Consider the following 22,823-nt stretch of genomic DNA (forward strand, 5'->3'; position numbering starts at 1 on the left):
AACCACGCCGTCAGCGGCGCAGGCCCGCCTCGACCAGTTCGGTGATGAGGTCGCCGTAGCTCAGTCCCGACGCCACCCAGCACTTCGGGAACATCGAGATGGGCGTGAATCCGGGCATCGTGTTGAGCTCGTTCACGACGAGCTCGCCGGTCGGGGTGAGGAACATGTCCACCCGGGCGAGGCCGCGACCGTCGACCGCCTGGAAGGCCCGGACGCCGGCCTCCTGGACGGCGGCCACCTCCGCCTCGGTCAGCTCCGCCGGGCACACCACGTCGACACCGTCGCCGCCGAGGTACTTCCCCTCGAAGTCGTAGAAGCCGCGGTCGGTCAGCACGATCTCGCCGGGGAGGGAGGCGCGGACGCCGTCGGCCGTCTCGAGGACGGCCACCTCGATCTCCCGGCCGGTGACACCGGCCTCGATGAGCACCTTGTCGTCCTCGGCGAACGCGATGGTGAGGGCGGCGTCGAGTTCCTCCGGCGCCGACACCTTCGAGACGCCGACGCTCGACCCGGCGCGAGCGGGCTTGACGAAGACGGGCAGGCCGAAGTCGGCGGCGCGGGCGCGGAGGGCATCGGGATCCGCATCCCACTCACGACGGCGCACGGTCACACCCGGCGCCACCGCGATCCCGGCGGCCTGCAGGGCGATCTTCATGAAGTGCTTGTCCATGCACAGCGCCGAGTCGAGCACGCCGCCCCCGGCGTAGGGCACCTCGAGCGTGTCGAAGTAGCCCTGGATCGTGCCGTCCTCGCCGTGCGGTCCGTGCAGGATCGGCAGCACGACGTCGATCTCGCCGAGTCCCTCGGTCTCGCCGCCCGGATGCACGACCCGCAGGGTGCGGTCGCCCCCGGGTTCCGGCCAGAGCACCCGGGTGCCGTTGTCGACGACCTCCGGGAGATGCGCGGCGTCGAGCGGGAACTTCGCCGGGTCGTCGTCCTCGAGGACGAAGGCACCCTCGCGGGTGATCCCCACAGGGATCACGGCATACCGGTCACGATCGATCGCGCCCAGCACTCCCCCCGCCGTTGCGGAACTGATCGAATGCTCGCTGGAGCGCCCTCCGAAGAGCACCACCACCGTCTGCTTGTCCATGGTTGGTCCTCTCCCCCTGCGGGGTGTCGTCGTCCGTCGTGAGATGCGGGGCGATGTCCCGGGGATCCATCTTGCCGTCGAGCACCATCTTCACCTGCTCGACGATCGGCATGTGCACATCGGCTTCGCGGGCGAGCTGCAGCACCGGCGCGACCGAGGCGAGCCCCTCGGCCGTCTGCTGCATCTGCTTCACGACGTCCTGGAAGCTGTAGCCCTGCCCGAGCAGCCGCCCGGCGGTGTTGTTGCGGCTCAGGGGCGACTGGCAGGTCGCGATGAGGTCGCCGAGACCGGCCAGTCCCTGCAGGGTCTCCGGCTGGGCGCCGTTCGCGACCGCGAAGTCGGTCATCTCGACGAGGCCGCGGGTGATGATGGACGCCTTGGTGTTCTCGCCGTACCCGACGCCGTCGACGATGCCGATGGCGACGGCGATGAGGTTCTTGAGCACTCCGCCGAACTCCGTGCCGATGACGTCCGTGTTCACGAACGTCCGGAAGTAGGAGTTGCGCGCGGCCCGAGCCACGACGTCCGCGGTCTCCTGGCTGCGCGACGAGATCACGGCTGCGGTCGGCTGCTCCCGCGCGATCTCCAGGGCGAGATTCGGTCCGGAGGCCACGGCGATCCGGTCGGGATCGCACTGCAGCTCCTGCTGGATGACCTGGCTCATGCGCAGGCCGGTGCCCCGCTCGACGCCCTTCATGAGGCTGACGATCTTGGCGTCGCCCGAAGCGATCAGCGGGCGCAGTGCCTTGAGGTTCTCCCGCAGCGACTGGCTCGGCACGGACAGGTACACCTGGTCGACGCCGTCGAGCGCGGTCGCCAGCTCGTGCGTGGCCGCCATCGTGCGGGGCAGGTTGATGCCCGGCAGGTAACGCGAGTTGCGCTTCGCCTCGTCGATCTCATGCGCGAGCTCGGCCCGGCGCGCCCACATCGTCACGTGGGCGCCGCCGTCGGCGAGGATCTTGCCGAACGTCGTTCCCCAGCTGCCGGCGCCGATCACGGCGACGCGGGGTCCGGCCGGCGCGGTTCTCTTAGGGGTCAAGGCGTCCGGTCTCCTTCTGGCCGTGGCTCGCCGGGTTCCAGCGCTCCGCGGGGGCCTTCTCGCCGCGCACCTGCTCCAGCAGCGCGGTGATCGCGTTCATGAGTCGGTTGGTGGCCTCCGTCAGCGCCGCCGGCTCACCCGCGCGGCCGCGGAGATCGGAGACGTCGACGGGGTCGCCGACGATGACGGTGACGGGCTTCCGGAGCGGCCAGAGGCTGAGCCCCTTCTGGTAGCGCCCCATGATCGCCTGGGTCCCCCACTGAGCCATCGGGATCAGCGGGATGCCGTCGGCGAGGGCGAGCCGCACCGCCCCCGACTTGCCGCGCATCGGCCACATGTCGGGGTCACGGGTGAGCGTGCCCTCCGGGTACACGATCACGCCGCGGCCGTGCTCCACGAGAGCTGCCGACTGGGCCATCGTCTGCTTCGCGGACGACGCCGACGAGGTGCGTGCGACCGGGATCATCCCCGTCTTGCGCAGGAACCACCCGAGCACGGGCACGCGGAAGAGGCTCTCCTTGGCCATGAACCGCGGAGCGCGCCCGATCCGCCAGACCGCCAAGGCGACGATCAGCGGATCGAACTCCGAGTAGTGGTTCGGCGCGAGGACGAAAGCACCCTCTCGCGGGAGCTTCTCCGCCCCGATGATGCGAACCTTCGCGATCAGCGACACCAGCGGGACGACGATCGCCGCGAGCGGCCAGAACACGCTCGGCCGTGTCTTCTCCGGCGACCGGGAAGCCATCGGGCTCACCGGAGGACGTCGAAGTCGGCGCCGAGCGCGTCGAGCTTGGCGAGGAACTTCTCGTATCCGCGACTCAGGATGTCGACGCCCGACACCTTCGACTCGCCGGTGGCCGTCAGCGCCGCGATCACGTGGCTGTAGCCGCCGCGCAGGTCGGGCACCACGATGTCGGCGCCGTGCAGGGGCGTGGGACCGGTGATGACGGCAGCCTGCTCCAGGTCACGACGCGGGACGCGCCGCGGGCCGTCCTGCAGGCCGCGCGGATGCACGACGATGTCGGCCCCCATTTTGACCAGTGCCTCGGTGAAGCCCATCCGGTTCTCGTACACGGTCTCGTGCACGACCGAGCGGCCGTGCGCCTGGGTGAGGGCGACCACGAGCGGCTGCTGCCAGTCGGTCATGAAGCCCGGGTGCACGTCGGTCTCGATCACGACCGGCTTGATGTCGCCGTCGCGGCGGAAGAGGATGCCGTCCTCCTGGATGTCGAACCAGCCGCCCGCCTTGCGGAAGACGTTGAGGAAGGTGAGCATCTCCTGCTGCTTGGCACCGCCGACGAAGATCTCGCCGTCCGTGGCCAGGGCGGCCGAGGCCCACGAGGCCGCCTCGTTGCGGTCGAAGATCGACCGGTGGTCGTAGCCACGGAGCTTCTCGACGCCCTCGATGAGGATGACGCGGTTCGGCTCGTAGGAGATGATCGCGCCCATCTTCTGCAGGACGGCGATCAGGTCCATGATCTCGGGCTCGATCGCCGCGTTGCGCAGCTCCGTGACGCCCTCGGCGCGGACGGCGGTCAGCAGCACCTGCTCGGTCGCGCCGACGCTCGGGTACGGGAGGTGGATGTTCGCCCCGTGCAGACGGGTTCCTCCCGTGGAGAGGCGGATGCCGCTCGGGAGCTTCTCGACGATCGCGCCGAACTTGCGCAGCGCGTCCAGGTGGAAGTCGATCGGACGGTCCCCGATGCGGCACCCGCCGAGGTCGGGGATGAAGGCCTGGCCGAGGCGGTGCAGCAGCGGGCCGCAGAACAGGATCGGGATCCGGGAGGCGCCCGCGTGGGCGTCGATCTCCTCGAAGTGGGCCGACTCGACATCGCTGGGGTCGAAGACCAGGGAGCCGGGCTCGTCGCCCTCCGACACGCGGACGCCGTGCACCTCGAGCAGCGAGCGCACCACGGCGACGTCGCTGATGGCCGGCACGTCGCGCAGGACGCTCGTGGTCTCCCCGAGCAGGGACGCGACCATCGCCTTGGTGGCGAGGTTCTTCGCCCCCTTCACGTCGACCCGTCCGCGCAGCGGACGACCTCCGCGAATGGCGAGGACGTCTCCGGTCAGCGCGGGGACGTCGTCGGAGAGAGCGTCGCGCACGGGTGTCGTCATTCGGGGCCTCACTTCATTCATCGGGGGCGGGGTTACCCCTGGCTCCCCCGCCCCCTCCGTCTCACTGGACGGGGAGGGTCCGCGGCCGCCACGACTCGCGACGGGCCTCGAACTGCGCGATCTTGTCTTCGTTGCGCAGCGTGAGCCCGATGTCATCGAGCCCTTCGAGGAGCCGCCATCTAGTGTAATCGTCGATCCCGATGTCGGCCTGGAAGCGGGCCTCCGCGCCTCCGGTGGGGTCGCCGATGGCGGCGGTGCGCGCCTCGAGGTCGACCGTCATGCGCGCGCCGGGATCGGCGTCCATGATCGCCCAGAACCGCTCCAGATCCGCCTCGGAGATGGTCGCCGCGAGGAGGCCCTGCTTGCCCGCGTTGCCGCGGAAGATGTCGGCGAACCGCGGGCTCAGCACGACCTTGAAGCCGAAGTCGCGAAGCGCCCAGACGGCGTGCTCACGGCTGGAACCGGTGCCGAAGTCGGGCCCGGCGACGAGGACGGACGCCCCCTGATACGGCGCCTGGTTGAGCACGAACTCCGGGTCCTGCCGCCAGCCGTGGAACAGCGCGTCCTCGAAGCCCGTCTTGGTGACGCGCTTGAGGAACACCGCGGGGATGATCTGGTCGGTGTCGACGTTCGACCGCTTCAGCGGCGCGGCGATGCCCGTGTGGGTGGTGAACTTCTCCATGGTCAGGCCTCTAGATCGCTCGGGCTGGACAGGGTGCCGCGGATGGCGGTCGCCGCCGCGACGAGCGGCGACACGAGGTGCGTGCGGCCGCCCTTGCCCTGGCGCCCTTCGAAGTTGCGGTTCGAGGTGGAGGCGCAGCGCTCCCCCGGGGCGAGCTGATCGGGGTTCATGCCCAGGCACATCGAGCATCCTGCGAAGCGCCACTCCGCTCCGAAGTCCTTGATGACCTGGTCCAGGCCCTCGGCCTCGGCCTCCAGTCGCACGCGGGCGGAGCCGGGAACGACCATCACCCGGACGCCGTCGGCCTTCTTCTTGCCCTGGATGATGGAGGCGAAGGCCCGGAGGTCCTCGATGCGGCTGTTCGTGCACGAGCCCATGAACACCGCGTCGACCGGCACCTCCTTCAGGGGCGTGCCCGGCGTCAGGTCCATGTACTCCAGCGCCCGCTCGGCGGCGGCCCGCTCGTTCGGGTCGGCGATCTCCGCCGGGTTCGGCACCGAGGCGGAGAGCGAGCTGCCCTGGCCGGGGTTCGTCCCCCACGTCACGAACGGCTCCAGCTCGTCGGCGTCGATGAAGACCTCGGCATCGAAGGTAGCGCCCTCGTCGGTCGGCAGCGTGCGCCAGTAGGCGACCGCGTCGTCCCAGTCCTGGCCCTTCGGCGCGTGCGGACGCCCCTCGAGGTAGGCGAACGTCGTCTCGTCCGGAGCCACCATGCCGGCGCGGGCGCCCGCCTCGATCGACATGTTGCAGATCGTCATGCGGCCCTCCATGGAGAGCGCGCGGATCGCGCTACCGCGGTACTCGAGCACGTAGCCCTGACCGCCGCCGGTGCCGATCTTGGCGATCACGGCGAGGATGATGTCCTTCGCCGTGACGCCGGGACGCAGCGTGCCCTCGACGTTGATGGCCATCGTCTTGAACGGCTTCAGCGGCAGCGTCTGGGTCGCCATGACGTGCTCGACCTCGCTGGTGCCGATGCCGAACGCCATCGCGCCGAACGCGCCGTGCGTGGACGTGTGCGAGTCGCCGCAGACCACGGTGATCCCGGGCATGGTGAGGCCGAGCTGCGGGCCGACGACGTGGACGATCCCCTGCTCCGCGTCCCCCAGGGAGTGCAGACGCACGCCGAACTCGGCGGCGTTGCGGCGCAGCGTCTCGATCTGCGTGCGGCTGGTCAGGTCGGCGATGGGCTTGTCGATCTCCCACGTCGGCGTGTTGTGGTCCTCCGTGGCGATGGTCAGGTCGAGCCGGCGGAGCGGCCGTCCCTCGCTGCGGAGGCCGTCGAAGGCCTGCGGGCTGGTGACCTCGTGCACGAGGTGCAGGTCGATGTAGATGAGGTCGGGCTGGCCGTCCTCGCCCTTGACGACGAGGTGGTCGTCCCAGACCTTCTCGGCGAGCGTCCTGGGGCGTGCGGAATCCGCACCGGCGGTGGTGGTCATGGCGTGTCTCCTGTGGATGGCGGTTCGGCCCACGATGGACTCCGCGACGAGGAGGGGCTCAGATCGAGGTCTCGCCGCGGCCGCTAAGAAGGAGCACGGTCCGCATGACGTCAGGTTACCACCGCTCGGACACGCCGAGACACGCCGTGACACTCTGTTGCTCACCCGATCGACCGAGAGGCCCCCGCATGACCGTCGAGACCGCCCGCTTCGCCACCCGCGCCGTCCACGCCGCGAGAGGCCGAGCCGCTGCCGCCTCCCGTGTGACGCCGATCTACCTGACGGCCGGGTTCGAGTTCGACGACTTCGATCACGCCGCCGACCACTTCGGCACCGGCACCGGATTCGGGTACACCCGCACCGGCAACCCCACGGTGCACGCGGTGGAGCGGCAGCTCGCGAGCCTGGAGTCCGGTGCCGACGCCGTGCTCGTGGCCAGCGGACAGGCCGCGGTGACCACCGCTCTGCTCTCGGTCGTGGGGGCGGGCGACCACATCGTCTCCTCGACCCACATCTACGAGGGCACCCGCGGGCTGTTCCTGGACAACCTCGCCCGACTCGGCATCGAGACGACGTTCGTGAACGACATCGCCGACCCGGATGCCTGGCGGGAGGCCGTACGCCCGACGACCAGGGCGCTGTTCGCGGAGTCGCTCGCCAACGCCCGCAACGACGTGCTCGACGTGGCGGCGGTGAGCGCCGTGGCTGACGAGATCGCCGTCCCCCTGATCGTCGACAACACCCTGGCCACGCCCGCCCTCCTCCGACCGCTGGAGCACGGCGCGGCGATCGTGGTGCACTCCGCGTCGAAGTTCCTCGCGGGGCAGGGCGCGGTGCTCGGCGGCGTCGTGATCGACGACGGCCGGTTCGATGCGGAGCGCGCCGGGCACAACGCCCCGCACCTCGTGCTGCCGGGGCGGGGCGGCGCACCCAGCGTCTTCGCCCGGCACGGCGGCCGCGCACGCATCGGGTACGCCAGGGAGTCGGTGGCTCCGCGGTTCGGTGCCTCGCCCTCGCCCCTCAATGCGTTCCTCATCGGCCAGGGCACCGAGACGCTCAGCCTGCGCGTGGAGCGCCAGTCGCAGAACGCCCTCGCCGTCGCACGCTGGCTCGCCGCACACGACGCCGTGGAGAGCGTGGACTACGTCGGCCTGCCCTCGCATCCTCACCACGAGACCGCGCTGCGCTACCTCGACGGCGGATTCGGCTCCATCTTCACCTTCACGCTGCGCGGCGGTCTCCCCGCGGCCCGTCGCTTCGTGGAGGAGGTGTCCGTGTTCACCCACATGACGCACATCGGCGACGTGCGGTCGCTCGTGCTGCACCCCGGCACGACCAGCCACGCGCAGCGCACCGACGAGGAGCGTCGGATCCTCGGCGTCGGCCCCGGCACGCTGCGGCTGTCGATCGGCATCGAGGATGTCGACGACCTGATCGGCGACCTCGCGCGGGTGCTCGAGAGCGTCAGGGAGACGGTGGCATGAGCCGCCTGCAGCACTTCGGGTGGTTCCTCGCCCGAGGCTTCGGTCCTCAGGGGTGGGGATATCCGTCCCTGGACTGGGACTACGACTGGACGCGACCGGAGGTCTACCAGGAAGCCGCCCGCACCCTGGAGCAGGCCGGTTTCGACCTCGTGATCATCGAGGACAGCCCCTCGCTCGGCTCGGCGGACACGATCGACCTGCGCGTGCGTCATGCGTTCGGCGGCCCGAAGCACGATCCCCTGCTGCTCGCACCGTACCTCTTCCAGGCGACCCGTCATCTCGGGGTGGTGCCCACCGTGAACCCCGCGGCCTCGCTGCCCTACACCTCGGCCCGGCAGTTCGCGACCCTGCAGCACCTGAGCGGGCACCGGCTCGGCCTCAACGTGGTCACCGACACCGGCAGCGCCCGGCACTTCTCGGCGGCCCCGCAACTCGGCCATGACGAGGCGTACGACCGTGCCGAGGAATGGCTCGCCGGCATCCGCGCGCTCTGGCGGAGCTGGGACGACGGTGCGCTGGTCGCCGATCCCGTCTCAGGGGTCTACGCGGACGGCACGCGCATGCGTCCGGTGCAGCACCGCGGCGCCCACTACGACTTCGACGGCCCTCTGAACGCCCTGCCCTTCACGGACGGCGAGCCGGCCATCGTCTCCCCCGGCGGCTCCGGACGCGGCCTGGCGTTCGCGGGAGCGAACTCCGACGTCCAGCTGGCGCTCGCTCCCCTGCACGAGAAGTCGGTGCGGGAGTACCGGCAGCGGGTGCACGACGCGGCTCTCGCCCGCGGACGCCGGGCCGAGGACGTCAAGATCCTCTTCGCGATCCAGCCCGTGATCACGGCGTCCGCCGAGGAGGCCGACCGGATCGTGGCCGCCTCCGCACACCCGGACGACGCCGCACTCGCGCAGATCGCCCGGAAGCAGTCGAGTGATCTGGAGACCGATCTCACGACCCTCGATCTGGACCGCCCCCTCGACACGTCGATCTTCGGAGCGCACGTCTCCCGCGGGAGCATCCAGCGCCTGATCGGCGATCGGGGCGAGGACGCCCCGCTCCGCGCGCACCTCACCGCACTCGCCCGCACCGGCCGGCTGCGCGACCGCAGCGGGTTCGTGGGCACCGCGGAGGAGTTCGCCGATCTCGTCGAGGAACTCGGGGAGTGGGGCAACGACGGCGTGCTCCTCTGGGGCGACTTCCATCCCGTGACCCTGCACCGCACCCTCGACGAGCTGGTGCCGATCCTCCGCCGCCGCGGGATCCTCCGCCGCGACTACGCGGACGGCGGTCTGCAGGCGAATCTGCAGGCGTTCTGACCCGCTCCGCGCGGACTCAGTCGCCGACCGGGATGGTGCGCTTCTCGGCGCGCTTCTCCCGGGACGAGGCGATCAGGCTCGCGATCGTCGCGACCGTCATCGACACGAGGATCACGGCGAGCGACACCATGTTGTCGATGTCCGGCACCCATTCCACGTGCTCGCCGCCGTTGATGAACGGGAGCTCGTTGACGTGCAGCGCGTGCAGGATCAGCTTGATGCCGATGAACCCGAGGATCACGGCGATGCCGTAGTGCAGGTAGCGGAGGCGGTCCAGGAGGTCGCCGAGGAGGAAGTAGAGCTGGCGCAGCCCCATGAGAGCGAAGATGTTGGCGGCGAAGACGAGGAAGCCGTTGGTCGTGATCTCGAAGATCGCGGGGATCGAGTCGATCGCGAAGATGAGGTCGGTGACGCCGATCGTGATGAACACGATGATCATCGGCGTCCACATCCGCTTCCCGTCGACGGTCGTGCGGATCTTCGAGCCGTCGTAGGTCTCGCTGATGTCGATCCGGCGGCGGAGCAGCCGGACGATGAAGTTCTCGCGCTTGACGTCGTCCTCGTGCTCGCCTTCCGGCATCGCCTGCCGGATGGCGGTGTAGACGAGGAAGGCGCCGAACAGGTAGAAGATCGGCGAGAAGTTCTCGATGATCGTCACGCCGACGAGGATGAACAGCCCGCGCAGGACCAGCGCGATGATGATCCCGACCATCAGCACCTGCTGCTGCAGACGTCGCGGCACCGCGAACTGCGCCATGATCAGCACGAAGACGAAGAGGTTGTCGACGGAGAGGCTGTACTCCAGCGCCCACCCGGTGATGAAGTCCCCGGCGTTCCGCCATCCGCCCACGGTCCCCAGCAGCACCGCGAAGAGCAGGGCGAGACCCACATAGAACACGACCCAGAGGGTCGACTCCTTGGTGGAGGGGATGTGCGGGCGCAGCCGGATGAGGAGCAGGTCGCCGATCAGGATGATCGTGAGGACGACCATCGAGGTGATCTCGAACCAGACGGGGATGTCCACGGGCGCTGTGCACCTTTCGCGAGGGGTCGGGAATGAGTCGAAAGTCTCTCCCCCGCAGATGTGCGGCGCGCGCCCGGAGCAGCGATGTCGGTGCTCGTGATGACGTTACGCGCGGATTCGGGATACTCCCTCTCGCCCGGGCCATGCTACCGGAGGTGGGGGTCATCGGGACGAGGAAGTCGACACACGACGGCGGATCCGCATCCGTGCTGAGACGATGGGACATCCGCCGACACTCTCGAGGGAGAGACACCGAACGGAACCAGGATGCCCGGACAGACGAGTGACCAGCGATGGGCCGCCCAGGCGGCGGCCGGCGACCAGAGCGCCTTCCGCGCGCTGTACCGTGCCCACGTGCGCCCCGTGTACTGGATCGCCCATGGCATCCTGGGCGCCGCCGCCGACGCGGAGGACGTGACGCAGGAGACCTTCGTGGTCGCCTGGCGCAAGCTTCCGGGCCTGGAGCTGCAGGGAGAATCGATACTCCCCTGGCTCGCGACGATCTGCCGCTTCCAAGCGGCGAACCGGCTGCGTCAGCGGCGCCGCGACCAGGCGCACACGACGGACGCGGCCGACGACCAGCTCCCCGACGTCGTCAGCGTCGAGGACCAGGTGATCACGGCGGCGCTCGCCGCGCGGATCGCCGCGGAGGTGGGCACCCTGAACGAGCTCGACCGGGAGATCTTCCGGCTGTGCGCGTCCGAGGGCTACGCCTACCAGGCCGCCGCCGACGAGCTCGGCGTGACGCACGCCGTCGTCCGGAACCGTCTCTCGCGCGTGCGCACCCAGCTGCGCGGCGCCGTCAAGGAAGTGAGGGACGCATGAACGACCAGACCCCGCGGCAGAGCCTCCCGCCCATGTCCGACGCGACCGTCGCGCGGATCGAGGACGCCGTCTTCAGCGAGATCCAGGGTGAGCGGCCGCCGGTTCCGCCGCGCGCAGAGCGCGCCAGGAGACGTCGACGCCGGTGGCTCACGGCCGGCGGGATCGCGGCGGCCTTCGTCGTCGGGGTCCTGGTGACGCCGCCGATCCTCGGTGCCGTGGGAGGCGGCGGCTCGTCCGTGTCCACCGCGGACGGCGTCGTGGGCTGGTCGACCGACGAGGCGGGCTCGGCCGTGCCGGACCGGGCCGTCGAAGGGGCGACCCTCCCCGGTGCCGTCGGATCGGACGCGGCGGCATCCGCCGAGGATGCCAGGGAGATCGTCGCCACGGCCCAGGCTTCTCTGCGCGTGAAGGACATCGTCGACGCCGCTGCCGCCATCGGCGACCTCGCCGCGGACCACGGCGGCTACGTCGAGAGCACCGAGGTCGGCAAGGCGGTCGCGACGGATGCCCCCGCCGAGCGGGTCCCCGCGGACTCCGGGTACGGCTGGATCACGGTCCGCGTCCCCGCCGACGACCTGACCACGGTGATCGCCGCCCTCGGCGACACCGGCGAGGTCCTGTCGTCCTCCGTCACGAAGCAGGACGTCACCGCCACCGCGATCGATCTCCGCGCCCGCGTGGAGTCGACCCGCGCCTCGGTGCAGCGGCTCACGGAGCTCATGAGCCAGTCGGGCTCGGTCGCCGATCTCATCGAGGCCGAGGTCGCGCTCACCGATCGCCAGGCGCAGCTTGAGTCGTACGAACAGCAGCTCGCCGCCCTGGAGGACCAGGTGGCCCTGTCGTCCCTCACCGTGGAGCTGTCGCGGGCGGACGCCCCGGCCGCAGCCGACCCCGCGGGCTTCGGCGACGGGCTGCGAGCCGGATGGAACGGTCTGGTGGTCTCGCTGAACGCCCTGGTGGTCGCGTTCGGCTTCCTCCTCCCCTGGCTCGCGGTGGCCGCTGTCGTCGTCCTGGTCGTCTGGCTCGTCCGCCGCGGCCGACGGCGCCGGAAGGCCGCGTCCGCTGAGCCCCGCACGGAGGAATAACCCGACGTTCCGCGGTATACAAGAAGTCTTGTGCGTCTCCGAACCGCTGCATAGCCTTCGGGGCGTGGAAGACATCTCCGTGATCACCGCCGTGCACCATCCGCTGCGGCGTCGCATCTACGACCACCTCCTGCTCTACGGCACGTCGCAGGTGACGGCGATCGCCCGCGCGCTCGACAGCCAGGTCGGCAGCATCAGCCATCACCTCCGGATGCTCGAGCGCGCCGGGATCGTCGCGCGTGCCCCCGACCCGACCGGCGATCGGCGCACGAGCTGGTGGACGGTCGCACGACGCGGCCTCACCTGGTCGGTGGAGGACTTCGCCGACTCCCCCGCCGATGCGCTCCTCGCGAGGGAAGCACAGCGGCAGGGCATCCGCATGCAGATCGACCGTCTGCAGCGCTGGCACCGCCGCCGAGGCCATCCCGCCGTGGCGGACTACGACGCCTCCAACACGGAGGCCACCGCCTGGGCGACCCCGGACGAGCTGCGCGATCTCTCCGCACGCGTCCTGCAGGCGCTGCGGGACTGGCAGGCATCGATCGACGAGGACGACGGCCAGGAGCGCACGCCCGTGTTCTTCTTCGCCCACGCGTTCCCCACGGAACCGTGATGACCGCACTCACCCCGCCCCTCGAGCTCTCGGCCCCTCCTCCGTTCCGGCGCGACCGGATGGTGCACGCGTGGATCGGCGTGAAGGCCCTGTCCGATGCCGGCGACGCCGTGTGGACGATCGCGGTGGCGTGGACGGCCGTGCAGATCGCCTCCCCCGCCGTCGCCGGACTCGTCGTCGCCGCCGGCACGATTCCGCGCGCCCTGGTCCTGCTCTTCGGCGGAGTCATCGCGGATCGCGCCGACGCCCGCCGGGTGATGATGGTCTGCAACGCGGCGCGTGTGGGCGTGCTCGTCGCCGCTGCCGTGTGGACGGTCTCGCAGGCGCCGACCGTGCCCGTCCTGCTCGCCGCCGCCGTGGCGTTCGGGGTGTGCGACGCGTTCTACGAGCCCTCGGCCGGCACCATCGGGCGACAGCTGGTGCGCACGGACGATCTCCCCTCCTACGCGGCTGTCATCCAGACGGCATCACGCCTGGGCACGATGGGCGGCGCCGCGCTGGGCGGCCTGCTCGTCGCGCAGGCCGGTCTCGCGGGGAGCGCATCGGCGAACGCGGTGACCTTCGCCCTCGTCGTCGGATTCCTGGCGATCGCCCTGCGCCCGCGGTTCCGGCTCGCCCGGGCCCCGCGCACGTCGTCCCTGCGCGCGATCGGCGCGGCGTTCGCCCACCTCGGGGCGAACCCCACGACGCGCACGCTCGTCATCGCCCTCTCCGGGCTCAACCTCGCGGTCGGGCCGGCCGTCGGCATCGGCCTCGCCCTGCGGGCGCACGCCGAAGGCTGGGGAGCTCCCGCGGTCGGCCTGTTCGAGGGCCTCCTCGGCCTCGGTGCCGCCGTGGGCGCGGCCGCGGTCGCGAGATGGCGGCCGCGCCACGAGGCGCGGAGCGGATTCGGCGCTCTCCTCTTGCAGGGAGCGGGCATCGTCGCGCTCGGGTTCGGCCCCGTCTGGACGGTGGCCGTCGCCGCGGCTGTGGTCGGCGCCACCGCGGGATACGCCTCCGTGTTTCTGAGCGCGACGTTCGCCGCGACGGTGGACACCGCGTTCCTCGGTCGGATGGGCTCCCTCACCCGGCTCGGCGACGACTGCCTGATGCCGCTCGCGATGGCGGGCTTCGGCGCACTCGCCTCCCTCACCGCCGTCTGGGTGCCGTTCGTCGTGGCCGGTGGCGCGATGATGACGCTCATGCTCGTGCCGCTCCAGGCCCGCGCGTTCCGGACCCTGTCGCTGCGCGCGGACGACTGACGCGCACGGTCGGGAACGACGAAAGCCCCCCGGAGAACCGGAGGGCTTTCGTCGTGTTGTGTGACCCCAGCGGGATTCGAACCCGCGTTACCGCCGTGAGAGGGCGGCGTACTAGGCCGCTATACGATGGGGCCGTCTTGCGGAACTTTTCCGTTCCGCGACAACCGTTCAAGTATGCCACGGCGATTCTCACTGCGCCAAATCGAGGCCGCTTCACCCCAGATCCCGGGCGTGGCGCGCCGATTTCCGTTTGCCGCAGACCCCGGGAAGGAGTTGACTCTTCTCATGCGCGTCACCAAGTTCGAACATGCCACCCTTCGCCTGGACCAGAACGACGACACCCTCCTGATCGATCCGGGATCCTTCACCGCCCCGCTGCACGATCTCAGCGGACTGGTCGCCATCGTGCTCACGCACGAGCACCCCGACCACTGGACGCCGGAGCACCTCGACCGGATCCTCCGCGCGGCCCCAGGCACCCCCATCTTCGGACCGGAGGGCGTGGCGAAGGCGGCGGAGGGCTACGAGGTCACCGTCGTCTCCCCCGGCGACACCGTGGAGGTCGGCGCCTTCACCCTGCGCTTCTTCGGCGGCACGCACGCGGTGATCCACTCGTCGATCCCGACCATCGCCAACGTGGGCGTGCTCGTCAACGACACGTTCTACTACCCCGGCGACTCCTATGCGGTGCCCGAGGGCGTCGAGGTCGGCACCCTCGCCGCGCCGCTCGGAGCCCCGTGGCTCAAGATCGGGGAAGCCATCGACTACGTGCTCGCCGTGAAGCCCCGCCGCGCGTTCGGCACGCACGACATGACCCTGTCCGTGATCGGCAAGAACATGCACCGCCAGCGGCTGCAGTGGGCGACCGAGCAGGGCGGCGGCGAGTTCCTCGTGCTCGAACCCGGCGACGCCGTGGATCTGTGACCGCACCGCGACGCCTCCTGCCCGCCCCGACGCCGCGGCTCGCCTTCCGGGAGATGACCGCCGACGACCTCGACGAGATGGCGGCGCTCCTCGGGGATCCGGAAGTCATGGCCTACTACCCGGCGCCGAAGTCGCGAACCGAAGCCGCCGCGTGGATCGCGCGCATGCAGCAGCGCTACCGCGAGGACGGCCACGGTCTCTGGATCATCGAGACGCACGACGGGGAGTTCCTCGGCGACTGCGGTCTCACCTGGCAGTCGGTGAACGACTCCCCCGTCCTCGAAGTCGGCTATCACGTCCGCGCCGACCGCCAGCGGCGCGGCTATGCGACCGAGGCGGCGCGCGCCTGCGTCGACCTCGTCGCGCAGACGTTCGCGCCGATACTCCTCACCGCCATCATCCACCCCGAGAACCAGGCGTCACGAGGCGTGGCGGAGAAGCTCGGCATGAGCCACATCGCCGATGACCACGCCCATCCATGGATCGTGCGGACCGTGATGGGCATGACCGTGGAGGACGCGGCCGGCCGCGCCTCCTGACTGCGGGCCAGGATACCGGGGCACTCTTGCTCCGGTCGTGACCGGATGCTGTACTGGGCGCTCGTCACGTGTTACCTGTCACCAAAGGAACAGTCCTCATGATGATGACCGGAGTTCACCAGAGCAGGAAGAGGATCGGGCTCGCCCTCGCCGGCGTCGCCCTCGTCGCGTCCGGCCTCGTCGGCACGACGGCGGCGACGGCACGGGCGGACGACGATTTCGGCGACCGCGAGGAACGGGCCAGCTCGCGGATCATCGGAGGCACGGCGGTGCCGAACGACGCCTATCCGTTCATGGCGTCCCTCCAGTTCGCCGGCGAGGCCTTCTGTGGCGGCTCGCTGGTGGCGCCGCGCGTCGTGATGACCGCCGCGCATTGCGTCACGGGCGCCGACCCCCTCAGCGGGCTCCCGGTGCCCGACGTGGACGGAGTGACGGTGACGGTCGGCCGCACCGTGCTGTCCGACGGCAGTCAGGGTCAGGATCGCGGTCTCGCCGGCGCGGACGCCGGCGGCCCGGTCGTCGTGCACCCGCGGTACCTCCAGGGGGATGAGGCCTACGACCTCGCCTTCGTGACGCTCGACCGCCCGGTCTCGGGCATCGTGCCCGTGAAGCTGCCCACCAAGGGGACGGACGCCCTCCTCCGTCCTGGACAGTCGGCGACGGTCATCGGCTGGGGCAACACCGACACCGCTCTCGGGAACTTCCCGGACCGGCTCCGTCAGGTCCAGGTGCCGATGCTCGCGACGGAGGAGTGCGAGCTCAGCTACGACTCCTTCCGCCCGGGAGTGAACATGTGTGCCGGCGTCGTCGGCAAGGACTCCTGCCAGGGAGACAGCGGCGGGCCGCTTTTCCGCCGACCTCCGGCGCGCGACACCGCCTACCAGATCGGCGTCGTGTCCTACGGGGACGGCTGCGGCGAGCAGGGCGCGCCAGGGGTGTACGTGTCGCTGAGCTTCGCAGACCTCTGGGACACGCTGGCAGAGTCCCCTGAGGGCAAGGCCATCGCGAAGAGCCTGAGGCGCTGACCGCTGCCGGGATCGCTGTCGGTCAGCCCTGAGCGCCCCGCACCCGCAGGTCACGCGCGAGGTGGTCGCGCTGCTCGATGAGGAGTCGTCGCAGCGCCGCCGGGGCCTCGGGGGTGGCCGACAGCCAGGCATCGACCAGGTCCAGCGAGGACCGCGCGGGGAACAGACCGATCACCAGGCGACGAGCGATCTCGATGCTCCGCTCCGACCACGCGGTCCCGATCCGCTCGAAGTACTCCTCGTCGAAGGACTCGATGAGTTCGCGGCGGCCGCCGGCGCGGAAGCCCCCGATCTCGGCATCGAGGTGGTCGTTGGTGAGCGACCGGTCGTCCCACGCGGCCGTCCAGGCGGCCGCGCGCACCGCCGCGTCGGGGACGGAGGCGCGAGCGCGGCGGGCGGCGGTGCGTCCGTCGCCGGTGTCGTCCCGCTCCTCCTCCGCAGCGATGTCCGCGAGATCGGCGTGGCCGGTCGTCACGAGGGCCGTGAGGAGCTGCCAGCGCAGGTCGGGATCCACGACGAGCCCTTCGGGCACATCGCCGTCGAGCAGGGCACGGACCTCGGCGTGATGGATGTCATCGAAAGCCGAGGCCGCCGCCAGCGCGCGCGCCCAGGAGAGCTGGGCGTCGCTGCCGGCGTCCGCCTGCTGCAGCGTCGACCACGTGGCCTCGGTCCAGGCGCGCTGCTCCGCGTCGCGTCGGTCGTCGCGGACGAAATGCCGCAGCGCGAAAGCGGCGTCGAGGAGCGCTGCGGCCAGCAGACCGCCGTTCGACTCCCGCGGCGCGTGCGCCCGCACGATCGCGACGAAGCGAGCCGCGTCGAGTTCGCCGTCACGGGTGGCGTTCCAGAGCGACGACCACACGAGCGCCCGGGCGAGCGGGTCCTCGATGTCGGACAGCGACTCCTCGACGGTGCGGAGGGACCGCTCGTCGAGGCGCGCCTTCGCATAGGTGAGGTCGTCGTCGTTGAGCAGCACGAGATCGGCCTCGGGGAGGTCGATGTCCACGCGCTCCCCGATCAGGTCCAGCTCCCGCTGCTCCCGCCGCACGATGCGGCCATCCATGCGGTCGTACAGCCCGATCCGCAGGCGGTGCGGACGGACGTCGTCCTGCACGAGGTGGTGTCCTCCGTCGGCGTCGGTCTCCGTCCAGATCGTCGAGACGCCCGTCGTCTGCAGCCAGGCGGCCGCCCAGTCGGTCATGTCCCGGCCGGAGACCGCGCTGAGCTCGACGAGGAAGTCGTCGAGAGTGGTGTTGCCGAAGGCGTTGGCGGCGAAGTACCGGCGAGCCCCCTCGAAGAACGCCTCGTCGCCTACGAAGGCGACCAGCTGCTTCAGCACCGAAGCGCCCTTGGCGTAGGTGATGCCGTCGAAGTTCAGCTTCGCTGCCTCGAGGTCGGGGATGTCGGCGACGATGGGGTGGGTCGTGGGGAGCTGATCCTGCTGATAGGCCCAGGCCTTGCGACGCATGGCGAACGTCACCCACGCGTCGTGGAACCGGGTGGCCACCGCCGAGGCGTGCGAGCCCATGTAGTCGGCGAACGACTCCTTGAGCCAGAGGTCGTCCCACCACGTCATCGTGACGAGGTCGCCGAACCACATGTGCGCCATCTCGTGGAGGATCGTGTTGGCTCGGCTCGCCCGCTGCGCCTCGGTGGCGGCGCCGCGCGAGAGGTAGCCCTCCGTGAAGGTGACCAGACCGGGATTCTCCATCGCACCGAGGTTGTACTCGGGGACGAAGACCTGGTCGTACTTGCCCCACGGATAGGGATAGGCGAAGGCGTCGGTGAAGAAGTCGAGCCCCTGCCGGGTGACCTCGAGGATCTCGTCGGCCTCGAGGTGATCGACGAGCGAGCGGCGGACGAACACCCCGAGGGCGACCTGCTGCTCGTCTCTGGTCCACTCCCCGTCGACGCGGGCATAGGGGCCGGCCGCGATCGCCGTGATGTAGCTCGAGATCGGCAGGGTGGGGGCGAACTGCACCCGCTGCACGCCGACGCCGAGGTCGACGTGAGCCGGCGACTGGTTCGAGAGCACCTCCCACCCGGACGGCGCGTCGACGACGAAGGTGTACTCAGCCTTCATGTCCGGCTGCTCGAAGCAGGCCATCACCCGGCGGGAGTCCGCGGGCTCGTACTGGGTGTACAGGTAGGTGCGGTCGTCTGCCGGGTCGTGGAACCGGTGCAGACCCTCCCCCGACCGGCTGTAGGCACCGACCGCCTCGACCAGGACGACGTTCGAGGCCGCGAGGCCGTCGATCGTCAGGCGCGCCCCGTCGTAGACGACGTCCCGCTGCTCCCCGTTCACCTCGACGCGGACGACCTCCTCGCCGATGAAGTCCAGCCACGTGCTCTGGACGGTCGCATCGAACTCCAGGACGGTCGTGGTCGGGAAGCCCGTGCGCGCTCGCTCCGGGGCTCCGGTCAGGTCCAGCTCGACGCGGATGCGGTGCAGGGTGATCGCAGCGGATCGCGCCGCGGTCTCCTCACGGGTCAGGTTCGCGGTGTGCATCCCCCCATCCTGGCATCTTCCCGGCGACGACCGGGGAGCGTCTGCGCGTTCAGCCGCGCCGCCCCGTTCCTCGCCGGTTGACCTTCCGCGACGTCTCCGGTCCGCCCAGCAGTCGCCGGATCGCCGTCTCCGGCGTCACGTCGAGGTCGAGCGTCCGCCCCCGACCGTACTGCCGGAACACACGGGGATCGATGTAGCTGTTGCGGGCGACCGCGGTCGTGTTGCCGAGGGCGGTCGCCGCCGCCTGCACCGCGAGACGTTCGGCCTGGTTCCGCTGACCGCGGCGGTCGAGGGCTCCGATGCGGGCGAGGGCGTCTGCGGCGATGATCGTGCCGTGCAGCGTCCGGAAGTCCTTGGCCGAGAAGCTGGCCCCGAGCACGTCCTTGAGGTACGTGTTGACCTCGGCGGGCGTGATCTTCACCCGCCGCCGGCCTTTCCGGTACGCCAGGAGGAAGGCGGTCGAGGCGCCGCTCGCGAAGTCGGTGAGGGCTTCGGCGAGGGATTCGTCGGTGATCTCGATCGCGGCGGTCTGTCCGCTCTTCGCCGGGAAGGAGAGGGCGACGTCGCCGCCGTCGATGCGGACGTCGCGGCGGCGGAGCGTGGTCAGGCCCCGGCTGCCGTGACGCGCCAGGTAGCGTTCCGAACCGATCCGCAGCGCGGCGTCGTCGAGGAGGCGGAAGGCGATCGCGAGGGCGCGCTCCTTGGTCTGCCCGTCCTCCTTGAGCGCCTTGGTGACCTGAGCCCGAGCGCTGGGCAGAGCTGCGGCGAGGTCCAGCGCACGGACGAACTTGCGACGGTCGCGGGAGACCCGCCAGAGCGGGTGGTAGAGGTATTGCTTGCGCCCGGCGGTGTCGATCCCGACGGCCTGGATGTGCGCGAGCGGGTCGGCCGCGATCCACACGTCCTGCCATGCCGGCGGGATCACCAGGTCGCTGATGCGTTCGCGATCCGCCTCGGGCGCCGGCTCCCCCGTCGGATCGACGTACCGGAATCCCGAGCTCGTCCGCTTCCGTGTGAAACCCGGGTCCTGGCCGGGTACCACTCGCACCAGTCGCGCCATGCGTCTCTCCTCCCGCCGTGCAGCTCCTCCGAGTGTGGAGTGACCGCGGTCTCGGCGGGAAGGGAGTGGCGTCTCACCCCGCCGGCGTGCTATCCGCGTCGGCGTCCTTCGCGAAGACCGCCCGCATGTGGTCGCTGGTGAGGAAGTCCGCGATGCCGATCATGATCAGGCTGAAGACGATCTGCTCGGTGACCATCCAGACCGGGTATAGGCCGGGGATCGCCGCCATGACGAGCGTGATGACGGGGAAGATCTGCGCGAACAACCGCAGCCGGAGGTAGGCCCAGCGCCATCCGCGGCGTGCGCGCCACGCGAAGTAGAACAGCGTCGCGGTCATCGCCAGCACCACGAGGGTGCGCATCCACACGGCGAAGGGCACGCTGTCGCCGTCGGCGGCGAGCACCAGGGCGATCACCACGGCACCCACCCCGAGCACCAGTTCGGCGACGAGCAGCCAGAGGATCCAGGTGAAGGCACGGACGGTCCGCGGATGGGTGCGACCGGCTTCGCTGATCAGCACACCGGCCTGCCGCCCACCCGCGATCCGGTCGAGACGGAGAAAGAGCGGTTCGAGGGCCATGCTCGGAGCCTAGACCGGCGGCGTCCGTTCGACCTCGTCCGTTCGATGGACCTCGGCGCTGCTGCCGTTGGCCGCTGCCGGGAGCACCCGCTCCAGTACGACCGCCAGCACGCCGACGGCGAGGCTGCCCGCGACCATGACCGCGATGAACCAGCCGCTGACGCCGACGCCGAGGAGCACTCCCGCGACGAGCGGGCCGAGGATGGCACCACCCTGGAAGGCCGCGGAGTTGAGGGCGTTGTAGCGCCCGCGGGTGCGGTCCGTCGCGAGATCGTTGTAGATGGCCGGGATCGTCGGCTGCATCATGGTCTCCCCGAAGGCGAACACGCCCATGAACGCGATCACCGCGATCGCGGCCGTGACCGAGTCGGGAAGCAGGCCCGCGGCGCCGAGCATGACCCAGGAGACGGCCCAGATGAGGGCCATGACCTGCATGACCCTGGTGCGCCGGCGCCCGGTGATGAGCCGGAGGACGGCGAACTGCAGTAGCACGATGACGGCCGTGTTCACCGCGAACGAGATGCCGACGACGGCGGTCGAGACCTGGGCGATCTGACGGGCGTAGGCGGGGAAGCCCGCCTCGATCTGTCCATAGCCGATGAAGACGGAGAAGAAGGTCAGCAGCGTCATCCAGAGCACCGCAGGGCGCCGCAGGATCTCCCGGTAACCGCCCTCGGTGGTCACCGCAGGGTCCGGGTCCGCCTGGGTGCGCACGTGCCGGAGCGTGCCGAGGAGCAGAGCGAGCGGGATGAGGCTCGTGGCCGCGTCGATGAGGAAGATCGTGGTGAACGTCGACGGCTCCGTCACGTCGACGAAGAAGCCGCCGATGATCCCGCCCACGCCGATGCCGAGGTTGACGAGGGCGAAGTTCACGCCGAAGTACTGCTGACGGACCTCGCCGTCGACCACCGAGGCGATGAGGGCGTTGAAGCCGGGCCAGGAGACCCCGAAGTTGATCCCGATGAGCACGACCGCGACCGTCGCGACGGCGGGATGCGTGGCGTAGGCGAGGAGCGTGCACCCCGCGATCATCGCCAGGAGGCCCACGATCAGCACGCGCCGGGCGCCGAAGCGGTCGATGAGCGTGCCGCCGGGACCCGTGACCACGAGCCCCGTGATCGCGATGAGGCTCATGAGCGCTCCGGAGAACCCGAGGTCGAAGCCGCGGACCTCGTGGAGGTAGATGATCGTGAACGGCAGCGTCATTCCCCGCCCGAGGGTCTGGATCGCCACGGTCGACAGCAGCCAGCGTCCCTCGGTGGGCAACGCGTTCCAGAAGGACTTCATACCGATCACCTCGTCATTGTTCCAGGAGCCGGGGACATCGGATGACCGCCCGGGTCGCGGGGAAGAAGCCGATATTCTGCGAACATGCCCGTGTCGTTCGAAGACTTCCGCTCCGCCCTCCCCCATGCACCGGCCCGTGACGCGTGGGGCCTCGTGCTCACCGACGCCGAGGCGCAGCAGGTCGCCGCGGACGAGCAGGCGAGCCGGGCGTGGTACGACTACTTCCTCGCGACCACGGCCACGGCGGCGCCCGCCCCCGCGGCGGCGGCACCGCTCGGGGGACACGAGCTCCCCGTCGCCGCCGCGCCGGGATTCGCCGCGGCACCCCCGCCGGCACCGGTCGCCGCCCCGTGGACCCCCACGCCCGCGGAGGGCCCGGAGCGGAAGAGCCGGGTCGGACTCTGGGTGACGCTGGGCATCGTGGGCGCGCTGCTCCTGATCGCCGCGATCGTGACGGTGTTCGCCTTCGCGACCGCACGCCACTGGACCAAGATCGACGTGCCGGAGAAGCCCGAGACCTTCCACAGCGAGGAGTACGAGACCGGCAAGTACCTCGTCGCCGACGACGGCGTGAGCCCGTGCGCGGTGGACCAGGACTGGACGGACTGCATCGGGCTCATGGAGGCCGAGTACGCGGGAGCATGCGCCGGGGTCGACCTCGTCCCGGCCTCCGCGGACCTGTGCGCGCAGCACCGTACCGAGATCGACCGGATGATCGCGGAGGACGCGGACGGGATGTACGTGGCCTCCCTCGGCGACTTCGGGCACCTCACCCGGACGCCGGAGACCGCGACGCGCCAGGTCTCGAACGACGATGCCGAGCCGGCCGTCACGCATGAGGCCGTGTGCTATCTCGGGTTCCTCGGGGAGTGCGAGTAGCCGGTCAGCCATCCGCGGGTCTCGCCGGGGAGGGTGACCGAGCGTATCGTCGGGCACAGACGTGATCGGG

21 protein-coding genes and 1 tRNA gene are annotated in these 22,823 nt (G+C 70.5%); 10 read left to right on the forward strand and 12 right to left on the reverse strand.

The genetic code is table 11. The features are described 5' to 3' along the window. Window positions 1–10 precede the first annotated feature (10 nt). From AB0300_RS09035 to leuC, 6 genes are all read right to left on the reverse strand, one after another. Complete coding sequence (locus tag AB0300_RS09035) at window positions 11–1,093, reverse strand: D-alanine--D-alanine ligase family protein (protein WP_366215878.1); 1,083 nt, start codon at window positions 1,091–1,093, stop codon at window positions 11–13. Next, window positions 993–2,132, reverse strand: a complete 1,140-nt coding sequence (locus AB0300_RS09040) for an NAD(P)H-dependent glycerol-3-phosphate dehydrogenase (protein WP_060922899.1) — start codon at window positions 2,130–2,132, stop codon at window positions 993–995. The genes AB0300_RS09035 and AB0300_RS09040 overlap by 101 nt, the downstream gene beginning before the upstream one ends. Beyond that, entirely contained in the window at window positions 2,122–2,877 is a 756-nt protein-coding gene (locus AB0300_RS09045; protein WP_029989231.1) for a lysophospholipid acyltransferase family protein, read from the reverse strand. Before AB0300_RS09045 ends, AB0300_RS09040 begins: the two co-directional genes overlap by 11 nt. A 5-nt stretch (window positions 2,878–2,882) precedes the next feature. Continuing rightward, window positions 2,883–4,250, reverse strand: coding sequence for a UDP-N-acetylglucosamine 1-carboxyvinyltransferase (gene murA / locus AB0300_RS09050; RefSeq protein WP_025103310.1), 1,368 nt, complete (start codon window positions 4,248–4,250; stop codon window positions 2,883–2,885). A 61-nt stretch (window positions 4,251–4,311) separates the two neighbouring features. After that, window positions 4,312–4,932, reverse strand: a complete 621-nt coding sequence (gene leuD, locus AB0300_RS09055; RefSeq protein WP_025103309.1) for a 3-isopropylmalate dehydratase small subunit — start codon at window positions 4,930–4,932, stop codon at window positions 4,312–4,314. A gap of 2 nt (window positions 4,933–4,934) precedes the next feature. Further along, window positions 4,935–6,371, reverse strand: coding sequence for a 3-isopropylmalate dehydratase large subunit (gene leuC, locus AB0300_RS09060; RefSeq protein ID WP_025103308.1), 1,437 nt, complete (start codon window positions 6,369–6,371; stop codon window positions 4,935–4,937). A 188-nt stretch (window positions 6,372–6,559) separates the two neighbouring features. On the opposite strand from leuC, the gene AB0300_RS09065 reads away from it, so the two are divergent. Then, a complete protein-coding gene (locus tag AB0300_RS09065) occupies window positions 6,560–7,855 on the forward strand; it encodes a PLP-dependent transferase (protein ID WP_366215879.1) in 1,296 nt (431 codons plus the stop codon). Continuing rightward, a complete protein-coding gene (locus AB0300_RS09070; RefSeq protein WP_366215880.1) occupies window positions 7,852–9,165 on the forward strand; it encodes an LLM class flavin-dependent oxidoreductase in 1,314 nt (437 codons plus the stop codon). Before AB0300_RS09065 ends, AB0300_RS09070 begins: the two co-directional genes overlap by 4 nt. A 16-nt stretch (window positions 9,166–9,181) precedes the next feature. Here the strand turns inward: AB0300_RS09070 and AB0300_RS09075 are convergent, their stop codons facing one another. Beyond that, complete coding sequence (locus AB0300_RS09075; protein ID WP_025103305.1) at window positions 9,182–10,189, reverse strand: TerC/Alx family metal homeostasis membrane protein; 1,008 nt, start codon at window positions 10,187–10,189, stop codon at window positions 9,182–9,184. Between the two features lie 267 nt (window positions 10,190–10,456). Between AB0300_RS09075 and AB0300_RS09080 the strand changes: the two genes are divergently transcribed. From AB0300_RS09080 to AB0300_RS09095, 4 genes are all read left to right on the forward strand, one after another. After that, on the forward strand, window positions 10,457–11,014 hold the full coding sequence (locus tag AB0300_RS09080) for a sigma-70 family RNA polymerase sigma factor (RefSeq protein WP_126892999.1): 558 nt from the start codon (window positions 10,457–10,459) through the stop codon (window positions 11,012–11,014). Then, window positions 11,011–12,099: a DUF4349 domain-containing protein gene (locus tag AB0300_RS09085; RefSeq protein ID WP_366215881.1), complete on the forward strand. Its 1,089-nt coding sequence runs from the start codon at window positions 11,011–11,013 to the stop codon at window positions 12,097–12,099. The genes AB0300_RS09080 and AB0300_RS09085 overlap by 4 nt, the downstream gene beginning before the upstream one ends. A gap of 64 nt (window positions 12,100–12,163) precedes the next feature. Next, a complete protein-coding gene (locus AB0300_RS09090; protein ID WP_366215882.1) occupies window positions 12,164–12,712 on the forward strand; it encodes a helix-turn-helix domain-containing protein in 549 nt (182 codons plus the stop codon). Then, complete coding sequence (locus AB0300_RS09095) at window positions 12,712–13,953, forward strand: MFS transporter (RefSeq protein WP_366215883.1); 1,242 nt, start codon at window positions 12,712–12,714, stop codon at window positions 13,951–13,953. Before AB0300_RS09090 ends, AB0300_RS09095 begins: the two co-directional genes overlap by 1 nt. 61 nt (window positions 13,954–14,014) lie before the next feature. Here the strand turns inward: AB0300_RS09095 and AB0300_RS09100 are convergent. Further along, window positions 14,015–14,087 (reverse strand) — tRNA-Glu (locus tag AB0300_RS09100). A 151-nt stretch (window positions 14,088–14,238) separates the two neighbouring features. Between AB0300_RS09100 and AB0300_RS09105 the strand changes: the two genes are divergently transcribed. The 3 genes from AB0300_RS09105 to AB0300_RS09115 all read left to right on the forward strand — a co-directional run bounded on the left by AB0300_RS09105 (window position 14,239) and on the right by AB0300_RS09115 (window position 16,441). Next, a complete protein-coding gene (locus AB0300_RS09105) occupies window positions 14,239–14,877 on the forward strand; it encodes an MBL fold metallo-hydrolase (RefSeq protein WP_366215884.1) in 639 nt (212 codons plus the stop codon). Continuing rightward, the gene (locus AB0300_RS09110) at window positions 14,874–15,416 is read left to right on the forward strand and encodes a GNAT family N-acetyltransferase (RefSeq protein WP_274543239.1); all 543 of its coding nucleotides are present in this window, start codon (window positions 14,874–14,876) and stop codon (window positions 15,414–15,416) included. The genes AB0300_RS09105 and AB0300_RS09110 overlap by 4 nt, the downstream gene beginning before the upstream one ends. A 98-nt stretch (window positions 15,417–15,514) precedes the next feature. After that, window positions 15,515–16,441 carry a serine protease gene (locus tag AB0300_RS09115; protein WP_366215885.1) on the forward strand — a complete coding sequence of 309 codons (927 nt, stop codon included), beginning with the start codon at window positions 15,515–15,517 and terminating at the stop codon, window positions 16,439–16,441. Window positions 16,442–16,463: 22 nt separating this feature from the next. Here the strand turns inward: AB0300_RS09115 and pepN are convergent, their stop codons facing one another. The 4 genes from pepN to AB0300_RS09135 all read right to left on the reverse strand — a co-directional run bounded on the left by pepN (window position 16,464) and on the right by AB0300_RS09135 (window position 21,874). Continuing rightward, window positions 16,464–18,947 (reverse strand): aminopeptidase N, encoded by a 2,484-nt coding sequence (gene pepN / locus AB0300_RS09120; RefSeq protein ID WP_366215886.1) that lies wholly within the window; start codon window positions 18,945–18,947, stop codon window positions 16,464–16,466. Between the two features lie 49 nt (window positions 18,948–18,996). After that, window positions 18,997–20,007 carry a DNA topoisomerase IB gene (locus AB0300_RS09125; RefSeq protein WP_062634787.1) on the reverse strand — a complete coding sequence of 337 codons (1,011 nt, stop codon included), beginning with the start codon at window positions 20,005–20,007 and terminating at the stop codon, window positions 18,997–18,999. A gap of 73 nt (window positions 20,008–20,080) precedes the next feature. Next, window positions 20,081–20,587 carry a hypothetical protein gene (locus AB0300_RS09130; RefSeq protein WP_366215887.1) on the reverse strand — a complete coding sequence of 169 codons (507 nt, stop codon included), beginning with the start codon at window positions 20,585–20,587 and terminating at the stop codon, window positions 20,081–20,083. A gap of 9 nt (window positions 20,588–20,596) precedes the next feature. Further along, window positions 20,597–21,874, reverse strand: a complete 1,278-nt coding sequence (locus tag AB0300_RS09135) for an MFS transporter (RefSeq protein WP_366215888.1) — start codon at window positions 21,872–21,874, stop codon at window positions 20,597–20,599. 84 nt (window positions 21,875–21,958) lie between these two features. Between AB0300_RS09135 and AB0300_RS09140 the strand changes: the two genes are divergently transcribed. After that, window positions 21,959–22,753 carry a hypothetical protein gene (locus AB0300_RS09140; protein ID WP_085606968.1) on the forward strand — a complete coding sequence of 265 codons (795 nt, stop codon included), beginning with the start codon at window positions 21,959–21,961 and terminating at the stop codon, window positions 22,751–22,753. Window positions 22,754–22,823 lie beyond the last annotated feature (70 nt).

The sequence above is a fragment of the Microbacterium sp. NPDC078814 genome (assembly GCF_040702645.1).
In the GTDB taxonomy this organism is placed as follows: domain Bacteria; phylum Actinomycetota; class Actinomycetes; order Actinomycetales; family Microbacteriaceae; genus Microbacterium.